Consider the following 17,252-nt stretch of genomic DNA (forward strand, 5'->3'; position numbering starts at 1 on the left):
GCACCCATGGCCCAGAGCGAGAACGAGATCCTCGACGGCATCGCCGAGCTCGTCAACGAGGAGACCGGCCTGCCCAAGGAGTCGGTCGAGATGGACAAGTCCTTCACGGACGACCTCGACATCGACTCGCTGTCGATGACCTCGATCGTCGTGCACGCCGAGGAGAAGTTCGGCGTGACGATCCCGGACGAGGACAGCAAGAACCTGCGCACGGTGCGCGACGTCGTCGCCTACATCCAGCAGGCCCAGGGCTGAGACGCCCGCCGCGCCGCACCGCCCCGGCACCGCCCGGGGCGGTGCGGTGAGCACCGGCGCCACCGCGCGCCCCGAGCACGCCGGCGCACCGCCGCCCGGCCCGCTCGCCCCCCGCACCTCCCCACCCACGACCCGGGTCACCGGACCAGGAGGACGTCCCATGTCCGAGCAGACGCCCCGCAGCGCAGCCGCGGGCACGAGCGGCGCCGTCGTCGTGACGGGGATGGGCGCCACCACCCCGCTCGGCGGTGACGTGCCGAGCACCTGGGAGGCGGCCCTGGCCGGCCGCTCCGGCGCCCGACCGCTGACGATGCCCTTCGTCGAGGAGCTCGGCCTGCCGGTGACCTTCGGCGGCACGCTGGCCGTCCCGGCGACCGACGTCCTCCCGCGGCACGAGTCCAAGCGCCTGGACCCCTCGGCGCAGTACGCCCTCATCGCCGGCCGCGAGGCCTGGGCGCAGGCGGGCGCCCCCGAGGTGGAGGGCGAGCGCCTCGGCGTCGTCGTCGCCACGGGCATCGGCGGCGTGACGACGCTCATCGGCGCCTACGACGTCCTGCGCGAGCGCGGCCCCCGGCGCGTGCTGCCCCTCACCGTGCCGATGCTCATGCCCAACGGCGCCGCCGGCGCCCTCGCCATCGAGTTCGGCGCGCAGGCGGGCGCCCACAGCCCCGCCTCGGCGTGCGCCTCCGGCGCGGAGGCCATCGCCTACGCCGCGGAGATGATCCGCACGGGCCGCGCCGACGTCGTCATCGCGGGCGGCACCGAGGCCGCGATCCTCGCGCTGCCCATCGCCGCGTTCGCGTCCATGCACGCGCTGTCCCTGCGCAACGACACCCCCGAGACCGCCTCGCGCCCCTACGACGTCACGCGCGACGGCTTCGTCCTCGCCGAGGGCGCCGGGGTCGTCGTCCTCGAGTCCGAGGCGCACGCCGCCGCCCGCGGCGCCCGCGTGCTCGGCACCGTCGCCGGCGCCGGCATCACCTCCGACGCCCACCACATCGCCGCCCCGGACCCCGAGGGCCTCGGCGCCACGCGCGCCATGCGCCTCGCCCTCCAGCAGGCGGGGGCGCAGCCGAGCGACGTCGTCCACGTCAACGCGCACGCGACGTCGACCCCGGTCGGCGACGTCGCCGAGGCCGTCGCCCTGCGCGCGGCCCTGGGCGGCGCCACCGACGCCGTGGCGGTGTCGGCCACGAAGTCGATGACCGGCCACCTCCTCGGCGGCGCCGGGTCCCTCGAGGCGATCTTCTGCCTCAAGGCGCTCGAGGACGGCCTCGCCCCGCCGACGATCAACGTCACCGAGCTCGACCCGCAGATCGACCTCGACGTCGTCCTCGACGAGCCGCGGAAGATCCCGAACGGCCCCGACGTCGTCGCCCTCGACAACGCCTTCGGCTTCGGCGGCCACAACGCCGCCCTCGCGCTCACCGGCCCCCGCGGCGGTGCGGCGTGAGCGCCGTCGCGGCGCCCGAGGCGTCGGCCGCCGCCGAGGTCGACCCGAAGGACCCGCTGCACCGGCTGCGTCTCCTCTTCGACGAGGGCAGCGTCGAGGCCATCACGCCCGCCGACGACTCGGGCATGCTCGCCGCCACGGGCACGGTCGACGGCGCCCCCGCCGTCGCCTTCGCCTGCGACGCCCGGGTGCAGGGCGGGGCCATGGGCTCCGCCGGCAGCCGCGTCATCCTCACCGCCTACGAGCGAGCGCTGGCCGACGGGGTGCCGGTCGTCGGCGTCTGGCACTCCGGCGGCGCGCGGCTGCGGGAGGGCGTCGTGTCGCTCGACGCCTTCGGCGCCGTGTTCGCCGTCATGACCCGCGCCTCCGGCGTCGTGCCGCAGATCTCCGTCGTCGTGGGCCCGGCCGCCGGCGGCGCCGCCTACGGCCCCGCGCTGACCGACGTCGTCGTGCTGGCGCCCGAGGGCCGCGTCTTCGTCACCGGCCCCGACGTCGTGCGGTCCGTCACCGGCGAGGACGTCGACGCCGCCCGCCTCGGCGGGCCGGAGCCCCACGGGCGCCGCTCGGGCGTCGTGCACGTCGTCGCCGAGTCCCAGCACGGCGCCTACGCGCAGGCGCGCAAGCTGGTGCACCTGCTCGGCGCCCAGGGGTCGATGGACGTCGCCTCCGTCGGCGAGCGCGACCTGTCGGCGCACCTGCCGGACAACGTCAAGCGCGCGTACGACGTCCACCCGCTCGTCGACGACCTCCTCGACTCCCCCGCCGGGCACGGCGAGGACGACGGCTCCCTCGAGCTGCACCCCCGCTGGGCGCCCAACGTCGTGACGACGCTGGGGCGCATGGGCGGGCGGACGGTCGGCGTCGTCGCCAACAACCCGCTGCGCCTGGGCGGCTGCCTCGACTCCTCCTCGGCGGAGAAGGCGGCCCGCTTCGTGCGGCTGTGCGACTCCCTCGGCGTGCCCCTCGTCGTCGTCGTCGACGTGCCGGGGTACCTGCCCGGCGTCGGCCAGGAGTGGGACGGCGTCGTGCGCCGCGGCGCCAAGCTGCTGCACGCCTTCGCCGAGTCCGTCGTGCCGCGCGTGACCCTCGTGACGCGCAAGACCTACGGCGGGGCCTACATCGCCATGAACTCCAAGTCGCTCGGCGCGACGCGGGTCTTCGCGTGGCCGACGTCGGAGGTCGCCGTCATGGGCGCCGTCGCCGCCGTGCGGATCCTGCACCGCCGCCGGCTCGCCGAGGTGCCCGCCGACGCGAAGGCGGAGGTGGAGGCCGAGCTGGCCGCCGAGCACGAGCAGCTCTCGGGCGGTCTCGCGCGCGCGGTCGAGATCGGCGTCGTCGACGAGGTCGTCGAGCCGGTGGCCACCCGCACGGCCCTCGCGGGCGCCATCGCCGCCGCGCCGCAGCGGCGCGGGGGGCACGGCAACATCCCGCTCTGACCCGCCCGTACCACCCGTACCGCACGACGAAGGGGCGCCCCGAGGGGCGCCCCTTCGTCGTCGGCCGCCGAGGACGCCCCCGGGATCGGACTTCGTAGCCTTCTTCCGCCGACGAGGCGCCCTGGAGGGGACTTCGTAGCCTTGTTCCGTCCAGGAGGAGCCCGGAACGGGACTTCGTGGCCTTCCTCCGCCGAGGAGAGCCCGGCACGCGACGCCGTCGACCTCTCCGCCGTGCGGCGCCGAGCCGCGGGGGTCAGCCGACGCGGTGCAGCCAGCGGACGGGCGCGCCGTCGCCGGCGTAGCGGAAGGGCTCGAGCTCGTCGTCCCACGCCGTCCCGAGGGCCAGGTCGAGCTCGGCGCGCACGTCGGCCGCGGAGTCGACGGCCGCCTCGAGGGCCGCGCGGACGCGGTCCTCGGGGACGAGGACGTTGCCGTGGACGTCGGTGACGGCGTGGAAGATGCCCAGCTCGGGCGTGTGGCTCCAGCGGCCGCCGTCGACGCCGGGGCTCGGCTCCTCGGTGACCTCGTAGCGCAGGTGCGCCCAGCCGCGCAGCGCCGACGCCAGGCGGGCGCCCGTGCCCTGCTCCGCCTGCCACGACAGCTCGGTGCGGTAGGCGCCCGGGGCGACCGGCTGCTCGATCCAGTCCAGGGTCGCGGACACGCCGAGGACCCCGCTCGCCGCCCACTCGACGTGGGGCAGCAGCGCGCGGGGCGAGGAGTGCACGAAGAGGACTCCGCGCGTCAGTGCTCCGGGCATGTCAGACCCTCCTGTGTCGGTGGAGCGAGGTGCGTCTTCCCCAACGTCCTCGACCGACCGGCCAGGTGGCTCACGTGCTCGTGCCGTGACGGCGCAGCGCCGTCGCGCGCATGCTGCCAGACCGCCGCCCGCGCCGCCACCGAGGGCGGAGCGGTGACGACTCGCCCCGGTGCGCCCGGGCGACGACGGCGGCCGACGGGCGCACGATGGGCGGGTGAGCCCCCGCGAGCAGCCGCGCCGCCCGACGTTCCTCGGGCCGCGGGCGATGGACAGCCTGGAGGCGCCCGGCGACGCCGCCGGGCGGGAGGCGGCCGCCCACGCGACGGCGCGCCTCCTCGTCGAGGGGGCGCAGAGCTCCGGCGACGCCGAGGTCGCCGCGCGCCTCGTCGGCCTGGCGGACGAGCACGGCCTCGAGCTGCTCGCGCAGCTGTGGGCGGACGCCGCGCCCGAGTCGCTGCCCGGGGCGCTGTGGCGGCTCTACGTCCTGCGGCAGTGGGTCCACGCGGCGCCCTCGGAGGCCTCGCGGCAGTTCGACGAGGGCCGGCGCCGCGCGCCCGTCCTCGAGGCGGTCGCGGGGGTGGCCGACCCGCCCGGGCCGGACGAGGTGCGCACCCAGGTGGACGCCGTCCTGGCCGGCGTCGCGACGGGCGACTTCGCCGGCACCCTCGAGCGCGCGGCCGCGTTCGCCCGCGTCGTCGCGGTGGGCCGCGCTGACCTCGCGGACGACGAGGCGCGCGGCGACGAGACCGCCGAGGACGCGCTGACCACGTCGGCGGGCCGGCTCGTGCGCACGGCCGAGCACCTCGAGGCGTGCGCCGGGCGCTGGCGCTCCGGCTCGCTGCTGTGACGGCGCGCCGCTGACCGCGGCGGCTCGTCCTGCTGCGCCGTCCGCCGTCGTCCCGCCGTCGGGCACCGACGGGCCGCTGCCGCTGGGCCGTCCGGGGGACGGTGCACCGAGCGCGACGCACGCCGCCGCGCGTGGTTACAGTGGTCGCGCGCCGGGCCGCGGTAGCCCCGGGCTCCACATGAAGCCGCTTCGAGCGGCCACGCGCCGAGAGGCGCTCCCGGCCCGGCGCACTACTCCTCCCCCTGCACCTCGACCGCCCGCACCGTCGCGGTGCGCGCGTCGAGGAGGTCGCGCAGCCAGCCCGGCCCCCAGCACTGCGACGCGAGCCGGGCCCGCAGCCCCCGGTCGGCGGTGACGACGACGACCTCCGCCTCCTGCGGCGCCACGGCCCGCGCCAGCTCCCCCTCCAGCGCGACGACGGCGTCGTCGCCGCTGCCGTCGGCGAGCAGCACCTGCAGGCCTCCAGCGGGCGACCTCGCGGCGGCCGGCAGCGCCGCGGACCGGGCGCGCCCCTCGAGGACGACGGCAACGGCGACCACGCGGACCGCACCGTCCGGCGAGGGCACCACCGCAGCGGGGAAGCCCGCCAGCTGGGCCAGGAGGCGCTCGGCCGCACCGGCGCGGTCGCGCCACCACCCGTCGGGACGGGCGCCGACGACGTTGGCGGCGTCGACGACGAGGGCCACCCGCGGCGCGTCCGTCACGCCGCCAGCATGGCGCACGCGCCCTCCCGGAGCGGTCCACGACGGCGGCACCGCTCGCCCCGCCGGAGGACGGCGACCATGCTGGCGCGATGAGCGAGAACGAGACCGCCGACGGGCGAGGCACCGACGAGGCGCTCCCCGAGCAGCCTGAGCGCGGGCGCGGTCCGGCCATCCCCACCGTGTCGGTCAACGCGGCCGAGCAGGACCCGGACCCGAGCGAGACGAGCAGCGACTCGACCGCCCGCCACGACCGCGCCGACTACGACAACGACCGTGAGGACCTGCCCGGCGGGCGCTCCCAGGGCTGACGGGCGGGGCTGATGGCGGGGGGCTGACGTCACGTTTCGGGCCGACGTCGCACGGCCGGGTAGGGCAGGTGGGGCTCGAACCCACGACCGGCGGATTATGAGTCCGCTGCTCTGACCGGCTGAGCTACTGCCCCGGGTGCGCCGACCCTACCCAGCGCCCGCCGCGCCCGCGGCGTCGCCCGGACGGCGCGGAGGTGGCAGCACGACGGGCTAGAGGCCGTCCTCGTGCAGCCACCCCCGGCGCCAGCGGGTCGGGGCGTCAGCGGGTCGGGCCGTCAGCGGGTCGGGCCGTCAGCGGGTCGGGGCGTGGAGCAGCAGCGCCTCGCCCTGCCCTCCCCCGCCGCACAGCGCGGCGACGCCCGTCCCCCCGCCCCGCGCCCGCAGGTCGAGCGCGAGGGTCAGGGCCAGGCGGGCGCCCGAGGCGCCGATCGGGTGCCCCAGGGCGATCGCCCCGCCGCGGGGGTTGACCCGGTCGAGGTCGACGCCGAGCTCGCGCACGGAGGCGAGGACGACGGCGGCGAAAGCCTCGTTGATCTCGAGGACGTCGAGGTCGCGCGGCGCGAGACCGGCTCGGGCGCAGGCACGCTCGACCGCGCGCGCGGGCTGGCTCTGCAGGGTCGAGTCGGGCCCCGCCACGAGGCCGTGGGCGCCGACCTCGGCGAGCCAGGGCAGCCCGGCGGCCTCCGCCCGCTCCCGGCGCATGACGACGAGCGCGGCCGCGCCGTCGGACACCGGCGACGCCGAGCCGGCGGTGATGGTGCCGTCGGGCCGGAAGGCCGGTGGCAGCGCGGCGAGGGCCTCCGGCGTCGTGCCCGGTCGCACGCCCTCGTCGGCCACCACCTCGACCGGCTCGCCGCGGCGCTGGGGCACGAGGACCGGGGTGATCTCCTCGGCGGCGCGGCCGTCGGCCGTCGCGGCCGCGGCGAGGCGGTGGCTGCGGGCGGCGAGGGCGTCCTGCTCCTCGCGCGTCGAGGCGCCCCGAGCAGTGCCGGAGGCGTCCGCCGCGCGGGCCGCCTCCTCCACCTCGGTGAGGGCGCCCATCGAGACGTCGGTGAAGGCGTCCCAGAGGCCGTCGTGCGAGGTCGCGTCCTGCACGACGGCGTCGCCGAAGCGGTAGCCGCCGCGCGCGCCGGGAAGCAGGTGCGGCGCGCCGCTCATCGACTCCATGCCCCCGGCGACGACGACGTCCGCCTCCCCCGCCCGGACGAGCTGGTCGGCCAGGGCGACGGCGCGCAGCCCCGACAGGCAGACGGCGTTGACCGTGAGGGCCGGCACGGACATCGGCACGCCCGCGGCCGCGGCCGCCTGCCGCGCCGGGTTCTGCCCCTGGCCGGCCTGGAGGACCTGGCCCATGAGCACCTGGTCGACCTCGCTCGCCGCGACACCGGCCCGCTCGAGGGCCGCACGGATCGCGGCCGCGCCGAGGTCGACGGCGCGCAGCGAGGACAGCGAGCCCTGGAGGCGGCCCATCGGCGTCCGGGCGCCGGCGACGACCACGGAGACGCGCCCAGGAGCGCTCACGAGGGGGCGCTCACGGGAGGGAGGTCGAGACGACGGGCGACCGAGATCATGAGCGCTGGGGCTCCCCTGCGTCCTGGACGGCGCCCGCCCGCGACGCTGCGGAGGGCCGACCGCGAGGCTCCCGCGGCTGGATTCGAACCAGCAACCGTTCGATTAACAGTCGAATGCTCTGCCGTTGAGCTACGCGGGACCGTGCACGACCACCATCGGCGACCGAGCGCGACGAGATTAGCAGGACGCGCCGGGGGCTCACGCCGTCGCCCCGCCCGCACCGCGCACCGGACTCCCCGCGGGCCGTGGACCGGTGGAGGCGGCGGCGTCAGGCGCTCTCGGCGCGCAGCCGCTGGAGGTCCGCCGTGAGCGCCGCCGCCCGGGCCCACAGCTCGCCCGCCCGCTCCGCCTCGCCCGCCGCCTCGGCGCGCTGCGCCCGGCCCGTGACCTCCGCCGACGCCCGCAGCAGGCCCCGCAGCTCGAGCTCGCGCAGCGCCGCCGTCGCCAGGCGGGCGACGCCCTCCCCGGGCCGCACCATCATCGGGGCGACGGCGAGCTCCTCGACGTAGGGCTGCAGCGACTCCCCGGCGCTCTCGCGCACGCGCGTGGTCCAGCCGCTGCCGTCCCCCGCGGCGGCGACCCCGCCCAGCGCGCGCAGCACCTCGTGCACGGCGCGGTGGGCCGGGACGGCGAAGGCGTCGTCGGCGAGGGCGTCGAAGCGGGCGCCGTCCACCTCGGCCGGCGCCTGGAGCACGGCCTGCAGCAGCTCGCGCTCGAGCCGGACGACGGGGTCGCGCGGGTCGGGCGTCGGCGGGCGGACCTCCGACGGCGCCCCCTCGCGGTGCGCGTCCGCGTCGTGGGGCGCACCGCCGTCGCGGCGGCCGCGCCCGTCCCGCGGGGCGCCGTCCCCGCCCTGCTCGCGCCGTCCGCCGGCTCCCCCGTCGCGGGAGGGGCCGGGACGGCCGCCCCGCTCGCCGGCCCGGCCCCCCGGGGAGCCCGAGCGGCCGGCGGCGGCCACGGAGCGCCGGACGTCGTCGACGTCCATGCCGAGCCAGCCGGAGAGCTGGCGCGCGTACTCCGGGCGCAGCGCCGGGTCCTTGATGCCCGCCACGAGGGGCGCGGCCGCGCGGAGGGCCTGCACGCGGCCCTCCACGGAGTCGAGGTCGAACCGCTCGAGGGTCGAGCGCAGGGCGAACTCGAAGAGCGGCACGCGGGTGGCGACGAGCTCGGCGACGGCCTCGGGCCCGCGCTCGAGCCGCAGGTCGCACGGGTCGAGGCCGGACGCCTCCACGGCGACGAACGTCGACGCCGTGAAGCGCTGGTCCTGCTCGAAGGCCCGCAGCGCCGCCTTCCGCCCGGCCTCGTCGCCGTCGAAGGTGAAGACGACCTCGCCGCGGAAGGCGTCGTCGTCCACGAGCAGCCGGCGCACGGCCCTGATGTGCTCGGGCCCGAAGGCGGTGCCGCACGTGGCCACCGCCGTCGGCACGCCCGAGAGGTGGCACGCCATGACGTCGGTGTAGCCCTCGACGAAGACGACCTGGCGGCGCCGGGCGATCTCCCGCTTGGCGAGGTCGAGGCCGTAGAGCACGGTCGACTTGTCGTAGAGCGGCGTCTGCGGGGTGTTGAGGTACTTGGGCCCCTGGTCGGACTCGAGGAGCCGGCGGGCGCCGAAGCCGATGGTCGCCCCCGCGACGTCGCGGATCGGCCAGACGAGGCGCCCGCGGAACCGGTCGTAGACCCGGTCGCCGGACTGGGCGCGGCTCACGAGGCCGGCGGTGGCGAGCTCGTCGTCGCGGTAGCCGCGCCCGCGCAGGTGCTTGGTGAGCGCGTCCCAGCCCTCGGGGGCGAAGCCGGCGCCGAAGTGCTCGGCCGCGGCGCGGTCGAAGCCCCGCTCGGCGAGGAAGCGCCGCGCCACCCGCGCGCCCGGGGAGGCGAGCTGCTCGGCGAAGAACTCGGCCGCGACGCGGTGGGCGTCGAGCATCCGCTGCCGGGCGCCGACGTCCTGGCGCCGCGGGCCGCCGGAGCCCTCCTCGTAGCGCAGCTGGACGCCCGCGCGCTGGGCCAGGCGCTCGACGGCCTCGGGGAAGGTGAGGTGGTCGACCTCCTGGAGGAAGCGGAAGACGTCGCCGCCGGCCCCGCACCCGAAGCACTTGTAGAACCCGACGGCCGGTCGCACGTGGAAGGACGGCGAGCGCTCGTCGTGGAAGGGGCACAGGCCCTTGAGCGAGCCCGCGCCGGCGGGCTTGAGCGTGACGTACTCCCCGACGACCTCGTCGAGGCGGACCTGCTCGCGGACGGCGTCGACGTCCTCGCTGCGGATCAGGCCTGGCACGTTCGGAGTCTAGGTCGGGCGCGGCCGGGCGGAGCGGTCGTCCCCAGCCCCGGTCGTCCCAGCCCCGGTCGTCCCCCAGCCCCCGGGGCCTCAGCCCCGGTCGGTCCTCAGCCCTGGTGCTGGCCCGTGTTGTCGATGGCGAGGAAGCCGATGTCCGGGTCGGGGTCGGGCCCCGTCCAGTCCTTGAGGCAGATGACGCCGTCGCCGTTCTTGTCGATGCGGGCGAAGAAGCCCGGGTTCTGGGGGTTGGTGATCTGGGTGCTCTCGAACCACGGGCCGAAGCACCGTCCCCCGGGCGGCGGGGCGGCGAGGGCGGCCGGGCCCGTCGCGGTGAGCGCGACGAGGGCGGTGGCGCTCGCGGCGGCGAGCAGGGGCGTGCGGTGCGACAGGAGCTTCACGGGTGCCTCCTCGGGCGACGGTGCTCGCGGTGCGACGGCGTGGTGGCCGGCGTCCTCGCGCGTCGAGGCCAGGCGGGAGCGGACCCGGCGTGGGGGAGGTCGGTCCGGGGACCGACGTCCGCGCCGGTCCTCGTGGCGCCGGATGCTAGACCTCGCCGGGACGCGCCGGAAGGCCCGGCTCGCGCCGTCTCAGCGCCCCTGGCGCACGAGCCGGCCGTGCCAGGCGTGGGCGCCGGCGTCGGTGAGCGCGGCGACCTGGTCGACGACGACCCGCAGCCGCGCGTCGTCGCCGCTCGCGGCCGCGAGGTCGGCGGCGTAGGCGGGCTCGAGGGCCTCGGGGCCCCGGGCGCAGAGGGCCTCGACGAGCTCGGCGACGACCTCGCGCTGGCGCACGTACTCGGGCTGGCGGTCGCCCGCCTCCATGACGAAGAGCGCCGCCAGGCCCTTGAGCGCGGCGATCTCCCCCTGCGTCGCCGTCGGGACGACGACGTCCGCGCCGTACCGCACGAGCGGCTGCTCGCCGTGCGCCTCCTGGGTGGCGCGCCGGGCGGCGTCGACGAAGCGGCCGACGAGCTGGCTCGTCATGTCCTTCAGCGCGGCCAGCGAGGCGCGCCCGAGGTCGGTGCGGCCGACCCACTCCGGGGAGGCGGCGAGCCGCTGCAGGCCGTCGGCGACGGCGGCCGCCTCGAGGCCGTGCCAGCGCGCGGCGAGCTCGGCCACCCGGGCGCGCTGCCCGCGGTCGGCCACGACGCCGAGGTCGAGCCTCCCCGCGACCACGGCGTCCTCGACGTCGTGGACGCTGTAGGCGATGTCGTCGGCCAGGTCCATGACCTGCGCCTCGAGGCACCGCCGGCGCCCGGGGGCGTCGCGGCGCAGCCAGGCGAAGACCTCGTCGTCGCCGTCGGGGCCCGCGTAGACGCCGTACTTGCCGCTGCCGGCCGCGTCGGGCCCGCCGGGGGCCTCCCCGGCGTGCCACGGGTACTTCGTGACGGCGTCCAGGCTCGCCCGGGTGAGGTTGAGCCCGCCGCTGCGCCCGGTGGCCGGGTCGACGACCTTGGGCTCGAGCCGCGTGAGCAGGCGCAGGGTCTGCGCGTTGCCCTCGAAGCCGCCGATCGCGGCGGCGGCGGTGGCGAGCGCCCGCTCGCCGTTGTGCCCGAACGGCGGGTGGCCGAGGTCGTGCGCCAGACAGGCCGTGTCGACGACGTCGGGGTCGCAGCCGAGCGACGCGGCGAGCTCGCGGCCCACCTGCGCCACCTCGAGGCTGTGCGTCAGGCGGGTGCGGGCGAAGTCGTCCGTGCCCGGCCCGACGACCTGCGTCTTGCCGCCGAGACGCCGCAGCGCCGAGGAGTGCAGCACCCGGGCCCGGTCGCGGGCGAAGTCGCCCCGGGCCGCGCTCTTGGGCGCCTCGGCCAGCCGGCGCTCCCGGTCGTGCGGCCCGTACCCGGGCACCCGGGCGTCGTCGCGCCGCACCACCCCGGCGGCGGGGCGCTCGCTCACCCGCCCGAGACGGACGCCTCGGCGTCCGCCACCATCCGCGCGGCGGAGCCGGTGAGCTCCCGCGAGTCGAGCCAGCCCTCGGGGAGGGCGACCCGCTTCGTCGCCGCGGTGCGCCCGCGCGGCCCCTCCGCGTCGTCGCCCGGCCACGGCGCGTCGGCGTCGAGCTCGGCGAGGACCTCGGCGAGCGCGTCGAGCGTCGGCACCAGGGCGAGGCGCTGCCGCAGCGAGGAGCCCACGGGGAAGCCCTTGAGGTACCAGGCGACGTGCTTGCGGATGTCGCGGCAGGCGCGGTCCTCGTCCGGCGCCTCCGCGGTGCCGAACTCCTCCGCGAGAAGGACGGCGTGCCGGTGCAGCATCGCCGCGACCTCGCCGAGGGAGGGGCGCACCCGCTCGGGACGGCCGGCGAAGGCGGCGGCGAGGTCGGCGAAGAGCCAGGGGCGCCCCAGGCAGCCGCGCCCGACGACGACGCCGTCGCAGCCCGTCTCGGCGACCATGCGCACCGCGTCCTCACCGGACCACACGTCGCCGTTGCCGAGCACCGGCACGCTCGTCACGGCCTCCTTGAGGCGGGCGATGCGGCTCCAGTCCGCGGTGCCGGAGTAGTACTGCTCGGCCGTCCGGGCGTGCAGCGCGACGGCGGCCGCCCCCTCGCCCTCGGCCGCACGACCGGCGTCGAGGTAGGTGTGGTGCTCGGCGTCGACGCCGACGCGCATCTTCACCGTGACGGGGACGCCGGCGGGCTCGGCCGCCCGCACCGCCTCGCGCACGACCGAGGCGAACAGGGAGCTCTTCCACGGCAGCGCGGCGCCGCCGCCCCGGCGCGTCACCTTGGCCACGGGGCAGCCGAAGTTGAGGTCGACGTGGTCGGCCAGGTCCTCCTCGACGAGCACGCGGACGGCGGCGCCCACGGTGCGCGGCTCGACGCCGTACAGCTGGGTGCTCCGCAGGGCCACGCCGGGCCCGTGGCGCACGAGCCGCAGCGACTCGGGCGTGCGCTCCACGAGCGCCCGCGAGGTGACCATCTCCGAGACGAAGACGCCCTCGCCGCCCGCGGCCTCCATCTGCTCGCGGCACAGGGTCCGGTAGGCCTCGCCGGTGATGCCGGCCATCGGGGCGAGCACGACGGGCGTGCGCACCTCGTGGGGGCCGATGCGCAGCGGACCGGCCCCGGCGGTGGCCGGGCCCGCGGTCGGAGCGGTGGCGGTGGCGGTCACGCCCCCATCGTCCCCCATCCCCGCGGCGGGGCCCCGGCCGTCCACCGAGGCCGTCCACCGAGGCCGTCCACCGAGGCCGTCCACCGAGGCCGTCCACCGCTCGGCGCCCGCAGGGGCCTCCACGCGGACGTCGTGCGGGATCCGGCCGCTCCTCCCCGCGGGGACCGGACCTGTGCCACGGTTCGGCGCACACCGGACACCCCCGGTGCTCCCCGAGCCTGGAGCCCCCGTGCACCCCTCCCCCCTGCGGCGCGCAGCCGCGCGCGCGACCGTCGGCGGCGCCGTCGTCGCCCTCGCCGTCACCTCCGCCCCCGCCGCGACGGCCGCACCCCCCGGCGCGGCGCCGTCGTCGGCCCCCGGTCAGAGCGCCCGCGCGCAGGACGCGCCCGCCTCGGCCGCGGCGCTGGGGGCGGGTGCTCTCGGCCCCGCCGCCCGGTCGCGCGCCGCCGCGCCGTCCGCGGAGGCGGGACCCACGAGCTACCCCCAGCAGCCGCAGCTGCGGGTCTACCCCGACGACGCCGGCGACGCCTCGATCGCCCGCGGGGCCCTGCCCTACGACGAGATCGCGCCTCGGCTCCAGGCGCTCATGGCCCGCAGCGACTACGTGTCCACCGAGGTCGTCGGCACGTCGACCCAGGGCCGCGAGCTGCTCCTCGTCACGCTCACGGCGCCCGAGACGCCGGCGGAGACCGCGCAGCAGGCGGCGTGGCGCGACGCCATCAAGGACGACCCCGAGGCCGCCGCCGACGACGCCGCCCTGGCCGCCGGGTACAAGACGCCGGTCTGGTTCAACAACAACATCCACGGCAACGAGTGGGAGGGCACCGACGCCAGCCTCCAGTGGATGGAGGCGCTCGTGGACCGCGCCGAGGCCGGGGACGCCGACGCCGTCGCGACCCTGGCGGGCAGCCGCCTGTACTTCACGGTCACCAACAACCCCGACGGGCGGGTGGCCGGCCAGCGGCGCACCGCGCTGGACCTCGACCCGAACCGCGACTTCATCACCAACGAGACGCCCGAGACGGTCGCCGTCCGCGAGCTCGCCGGCCGCCTCCAGCCGCTCTTCTTCAGCGACATCCACGGCTACACGAGCGTGCTCCAGGTGGAGCCCTGCGGGCCGCCGCACGGCGAGAACTACGACTACGACCTCTTCATCCCCCACGCCTACGCCTCGGCGCTGCGCATCGAGGCCGACGTCGCCGCCGCCGACATCGAGGGCAACACCTACCTCGACGACGAGGGCGAGGTGACGGAGGAGAACACGGGCAAGATCCGCATCCCCTACCGCGACATCCGCTCCGGCTGGGACGACTGGCCGCCCATCTTCACGGCCCAGTACGTCGCCTTCCAGGGCGCCGTCACCTCCACCGTCGAGCTGCCGCTCGGGCGCGTGAGCACCTCGACGCCGGAGGGCCTCGCCGAGAGCGCTCGCCGGGCGGGCGTCAACACGGCCGTGGCCGAGCAGGTCATCACCTCGACGACCTCGTACGTGCTCGAGAACGCCGACGAGCTGCTCGCCAACCAGGTCGAGGTCTTCCGCCGCGGCTCCGCGGGCGAGCCGCTGCGCGAGATCGGCGCCGACCCCGACCCGGCGAGCATCCCCGGCCCCGACCAGTGGGCCCAGGTCTGGGACGAGACCGACGTGTACCGCGCCGAGTTCCCCGAGGCCTACGTCATCCCCGCCGGGGACCAGCGGTCCGCGGCGAGCGCCGCGCGCCTCGTCGACCACCTCGTCGACCACGGCGTCGAGGTCGGCCAGGCGGTGCGGGCCTTCCGCGCCGACGGCACCACCTATCCCCGGGGCTCCTACGTCGTCGACATGGCACAGCCCCTGCGCGGCATGGCGAACGTGCTGCTCGCCGAGGGCAGCGACATCTCCGACCGCGTCCCGAGCATGTACGACGTGTCGGCGTGGAGCCTCACCGACCTGTGGGGCGCCGACGTCCGCCGCGTGGAGGACCTGCCCTCGACCGGGCGCGGCTCCAGCGTGCTCGCCCGGCCGGTCGAGGAGGCCGCGCCGACGGGCGATGTCCCCCGCGGCACCGACCTGCGCCTGGCCCTCACCGGCTCGGCCGAGGTGCGCGCGCTGAACAGCCTGCTGGCGGACGGCGTCCCGGTGGGGCTCCTGCCCGACGGGTCCGCCGTCCTCGACCGCCGCGAGCGGGCCGCCGCCGTGGCCGTCGCCGCCGAGGAGGGCGTCGTCTTCGAGCGCACGCGCGACGTGACGCCCGGCTCGGACGCGGTGCCGCTGCAGCGCCCGCTCCGGGTGGCCTACACGACGTCGTCGGCCGTCGACGACGCGGGCGAGGACTACCTCTCGCTCGAGGAGCTCGGCTACGCCGACCCGCTGCGGGTGACCGCGCAGGGCCTCGCCGACGGCACGACCGACCTGTCCGGCGTCGACGCCCTGTGGGTCGGCTCGGCGCTCTCGCGCGGCGCGCTGCCCGAGGAGGCGCTCGCCGCGCTGCGCGCCTTCGTCGACGACGGCGGCGACCTCGTCGGCACCGGCGTCGCCGCGGCGTCGCTCGCCCAGACGCTGGGCTACCTCGAGGCCACGGCGGTCCAGGGCAACCGCTCGGGCAACGGCGTCGTCGCCGTCAGCACGCCGGCCGGCTCGCTGCTCGACGGCTACGCCGAGGACCGCGCCTTCGTCTACGCCCCGGTGCACTTCACCGGCCTGGGCGTCGGCACCGTCGTGGAGCAGACCTACGGCGACGGCCCGCTCGTGGCCGGCCACTGGCGGGCGCTGGGCGACGGCACCGGCGGCCCCTCGTCGGCCGCGGGGCAGCCGTCGGTCGTCTCCGGCGAGAGCGCGGGCAGTGGTCGTGCGGTGGTGTTCGGGACCTACCCGACCTTCCGCGTCCACCCCCTCGGCATGCTCGACGACGTGGCCCGCGCCCTGGGGTCCGCGACGAGCTGACGCGCTCCCCGCAGCACGACGAGGCCCCCTCCCGCCGCGGCGGGAGGGGGCCTCGTCGTGCCGGCCCGGCCGAGCCCTGAGGGGGCTGAGGGGCTCAGGCCCCCACGAGGCGGGCGGCCAGGTAGCCCTCGACCTGGTCGAGGCCGACGCGCGTCTGCGTCATGGCGTCCCGGTCGCGGACGGTGACGGCCTGGTCCTCGAGGGTGTCGAAGTCCACCGTGAGGCAGAACGGCGTGCCGATCTCGTCCTGGCGGCGGTAGCGGCGCCCGATGGCGCCGGCGTCGTCGAAGTCGACGTTCCAGTGCCGGCGCAGGGCCGCCGCGAGGTCGCGCGCCTTGGGCGACAGGGCCTCGCCGCGCGAGAGGGGGAGGACGGCGGCCTTGACGGGCGCGAGCCGCGGGTCGAGGCGCAGCACGACGCGCTTGTCGACGCCGCCCTTGGCGTTGGGCGCCTCGTCCTCGGAGTAGGCGTCCACGAGGAAGGCCATGAGCGAGCGCGTGAGGCCCGCCGCCGGCTCGATGACGTACGGCGTCCAGCGCTCGCCCTTGGCCTGGTCGAAGAACGACAGGTCGGCGCCCGAGTGCTCCGAGTGCGTGCGCAGGTCGAAGTCCGTGCGGTTGGCGACGCCCTCGAGCTCGCCCCACTCGGACCCGGTGAAGCCGAAGCGGTACTCGATGTCGACCGTACGGGTCGAGTAGTGCGAGAGCTTCTCCGCCGGGTGCTCGTAGTGGCGCAGGTTGGCGCGGTCGATGCCCAGGTCGACGTACCAGTCGGTGCGCGCGTCGATCCAGTACTGGTGCCACTCGGCGTCGGTGCCCGGCTCGACGAAGAACTCCATCTCCATCTGCTCGAACTCGCGCGTGCGGAAGATGAAGTTGCCCGGCGTGATCTCGTTGCGGAACGACTTGCCGATCTGCCCGATGCCGAAGGGCGGCTTGCGGCGGGCCGAGCCCATGACGTTGGCGAAGTTGACGAAGATCCCCTGCGCCGTCTCGGGGCGCAGGTAGTGCAGCCCCGACTCGTCCTCGACGGGCCCGAGGTGCGTCTTCAGCATCATGTTGAAGTCGCGCGGCTCGGTCCACGCGCCGCGGGTGCCGCAGTTGGGGCACGTGATGTCGCCGAGGCCCTCGGGCGCGCGGCCCTTCTTCTCCTCGTACGCCTCCTCGAGGTGGTCGGCCCGGAAGCGGCGGTGGCACGACTGGCACTCGGTGAGCGGGTCGGTGAACACGCCGACGTGGCCGGAGGCGACCCACGTCTCGCGCGGCAGGATGACCGAGCTGTCGAGCCCGACGACGTCGTCGCGGCCCGTGACGACGGCCTTCCACCACTGCCGCTTGATGTTCTCCTTCAGCTCGACGCCGAGGGGCCCGTAGTCCCACGCCGAGCGGGTCCCGCCGTAGATCTCCCCGCTGGGGAAGACGAACCCCCTGCGCTTGCAGAGGCTCACGACGGTGTCGATCCGGGAGGGTGCGGCCACGCTGGTCAGCTCCGTGGGGTGTCGAGGATGTGCCGGGCGGACCCGACGGCGTGCCGGGCCCCGCGCCGCCGGGACGGGCTGCGACCGGGGGCGGTCGCGGCAGCGGTCGCCGGGACTCGGGCGAGGGTATCGGGGACGCGGG

14 protein-coding genes and 2 tRNA genes are annotated in these 17,252 nt (G+C 77.0%); 6 read left to right on the plus strand and 10 right to left on the minus strand.

Annotated elements, in window-relative coordinates:
* The first annotated feature begins 6 nt into the window (after nucleotides 1–6).
* The 3 genes from Q0789_RS13145 (at nucleotide 7) to Q0789_RS13155 (ending at nucleotide 3,144) form a co-directional block, all read left to right on the plus strand.
* A complete protein-coding gene (locus Q0789_RS13145) occupies nucleotides 7–255 on the plus strand; it encodes an acyl carrier protein (protein WP_123378484.1) in 249 nt (82 codons plus the stop codon).
* Between the two features lie 160 nt (nucleotides 256–415).
* Nucleotides 416–1,708: a beta-ketoacyl-ACP synthase II gene (locus Q0789_RS13150; RefSeq protein WP_298805933.1), complete on the plus strand. Its 1,293-nt coding sequence runs from the start codon at nucleotides 416–418 to the stop codon at nucleotides 1,706–1,708.
* The gene (locus Q0789_RS13155; RefSeq protein WP_298805935.1) at nucleotides 1,705–3,144 is read left to right on the plus strand and encodes a carboxyl transferase domain-containing protein; all 1,440 of its coding nucleotides are present in this window, start codon (nucleotides 1,705–1,707) and stop codon (nucleotides 3,142–3,144) included. The genes Q0789_RS13150 and Q0789_RS13155 overlap by 4 nt, the downstream gene beginning before the upstream one ends.
* A gap of 253 nt (nucleotides 3,145–3,397) precedes the next feature.
* On the opposite strand, the gene Q0789_RS13160 is transcribed toward Q0789_RS13155, so the two are convergent.
* Nucleotides 3,398–3,901 carry a DUF3145 domain-containing protein gene (locus tag Q0789_RS13160; RefSeq protein WP_171202806.1) on the minus strand — a complete coding sequence of 168 codons (504 nt, stop codon included), beginning with the start codon at nucleotides 3,899–3,901 and terminating at the stop codon, nucleotides 3,398–3,400.
* A 214-nt stretch (nucleotides 3,902–4,115) separates the two neighbouring features.
* Here Q0789_RS13160 and Q0789_RS13165 point away from each other — a divergent pair, with 214 nt between their 5' ends.
* Nucleotides 4,116–4,748 (plus strand): hypothetical protein, encoded by a 633-nt coding sequence (locus tag Q0789_RS13165; protein WP_298805938.1) that lies wholly within the window; start codon nucleotides 4,116–4,118, stop codon nucleotides 4,746–4,748.
* Between the two features lie 230 nt (nucleotides 4,749–4,978).
* On the opposite strand, the gene Q0789_RS13170 is transcribed toward Q0789_RS13165, so the two are convergent.
* Nucleotides 4,979–5,452: a hypothetical protein gene (locus Q0789_RS13170; RefSeq protein WP_298805939.1), complete on the minus strand. Its 474-nt coding sequence runs from the start codon at nucleotides 5,450–5,452 to the stop codon at nucleotides 4,979–4,981.
* A gap of 89 nt (nucleotides 5,453–5,541) precedes the next feature.
* On the opposite strand from Q0789_RS13170, the gene Q0789_RS13175 reads away from it, so the two are divergent.
* Nucleotides 5,542–5,760, plus strand: coding sequence for a hypothetical protein (locus tag Q0789_RS13175; protein WP_298805941.1), 219 nt, complete (start codon nucleotides 5,542–5,544; stop codon nucleotides 5,758–5,760).
* Nucleotides 5,761–5,820: 60 nt separating this feature from the next.
* On the opposite strand, the gene Q0789_RS13180 is transcribed toward Q0789_RS13175, so the two are convergent.
* The 7 genes from Q0789_RS13180 to dusB all read right to left on the minus strand — a co-directional run bounded on the left by Q0789_RS13180 (nucleotide 5,821) and on the right by dusB (nucleotide 12,713).
* A tRNA-Ile gene (locus tag Q0789_RS13180) sits at nucleotides 5,821–5,894 on the minus strand.
* A 157-nt stretch (nucleotides 5,895–6,051) separates the two neighbouring features.
* On the minus strand, nucleotides 6,052–7,281 hold the full coding sequence (locus Q0789_RS13185) for an acetyl-CoA C-acetyltransferase (protein ID WP_298805943.1): 1,230 nt from the start codon (nucleotides 7,279–7,281) through the stop codon (nucleotides 6,052–6,054).
* Between the two features lie 118 nt (nucleotides 7,282–7,399).
* Nucleotides 7,400–7,471, minus strand: a tRNA-Asn gene (locus Q0789_RS13190).
* 129 nt (nucleotides 7,472–7,600) lie between these two features.
* The gene (gene dnaG, locus Q0789_RS13195; protein WP_298805945.1) at nucleotides 7,601–9,604 is read right to left on the minus strand and encodes a DNA primase; all 2,004 of its coding nucleotides are present in this window, start codon (nucleotides 9,602–9,604) and stop codon (nucleotides 7,601–7,603) included.
* Between the two features lie 107 nt (nucleotides 9,605–9,711).
* On the minus strand, nucleotides 9,712–10,002 hold the full coding sequence (locus Q0789_RS13200; RefSeq protein WP_298805947.1) for a hypothetical protein: 291 nt from the start codon (nucleotides 10,000–10,002) through the stop codon (nucleotides 9,712–9,714).
* A 189-nt stretch (nucleotides 10,003–10,191) separates the two neighbouring features.
* Entirely contained in the window at nucleotides 10,192–11,499 is a 1,308-nt protein-coding gene (locus Q0789_RS13205) for a deoxyguanosinetriphosphate triphosphohydrolase (protein ID WP_298805949.1), read from the minus strand.
* Nucleotides 11,496–12,713, minus strand: coding sequence for a tRNA dihydrouridine synthase DusB (gene dusB / locus Q0789_RS13210; RefSeq protein WP_298805950.1), 1,218 nt, complete (start codon nucleotides 12,711–12,713; stop codon nucleotides 11,496–11,498). Before dusB ends, Q0789_RS13205 begins: the two co-directional genes overlap by 4 nt.
* Nucleotides 12,714–12,942: 229 nt before the next feature.
* Here dusB and Q0789_RS13215 point away from each other — a divergent pair, with 229 nt between their 5' ends.
* Entirely contained in the window at nucleotides 12,943–15,633 is a 2,691-nt protein-coding gene (locus Q0789_RS13215; RefSeq protein ID WP_298805952.1) for a M14 family zinc carboxypeptidase, read from the plus strand.
* A gap of 94 nt (nucleotides 15,634–15,727) precedes the next feature.
* Here Q0789_RS13215 and Q0789_RS13220 read toward each other — a convergent pair whose 3' ends face one another.
* Nucleotides 15,728–17,110: a glycine--tRNA ligase gene (locus Q0789_RS13220; protein ID WP_298805954.1), complete on the minus strand. Its 1,383-nt coding sequence runs from the start codon at nucleotides 17,108–17,110 to the stop codon at nucleotides 15,728–15,730.
* Nucleotides 17,111–17,252: the final 142 nt, after the last annotated feature.

It is taken from the genome of uncultured Pseudokineococcus sp., assembly GCF_947499845.1.
Lineage (GTDB): Bacteria > Actinomycetota > Actinomycetes > Actinomycetales > Quadrisphaeraceae > Pseudokineococcus.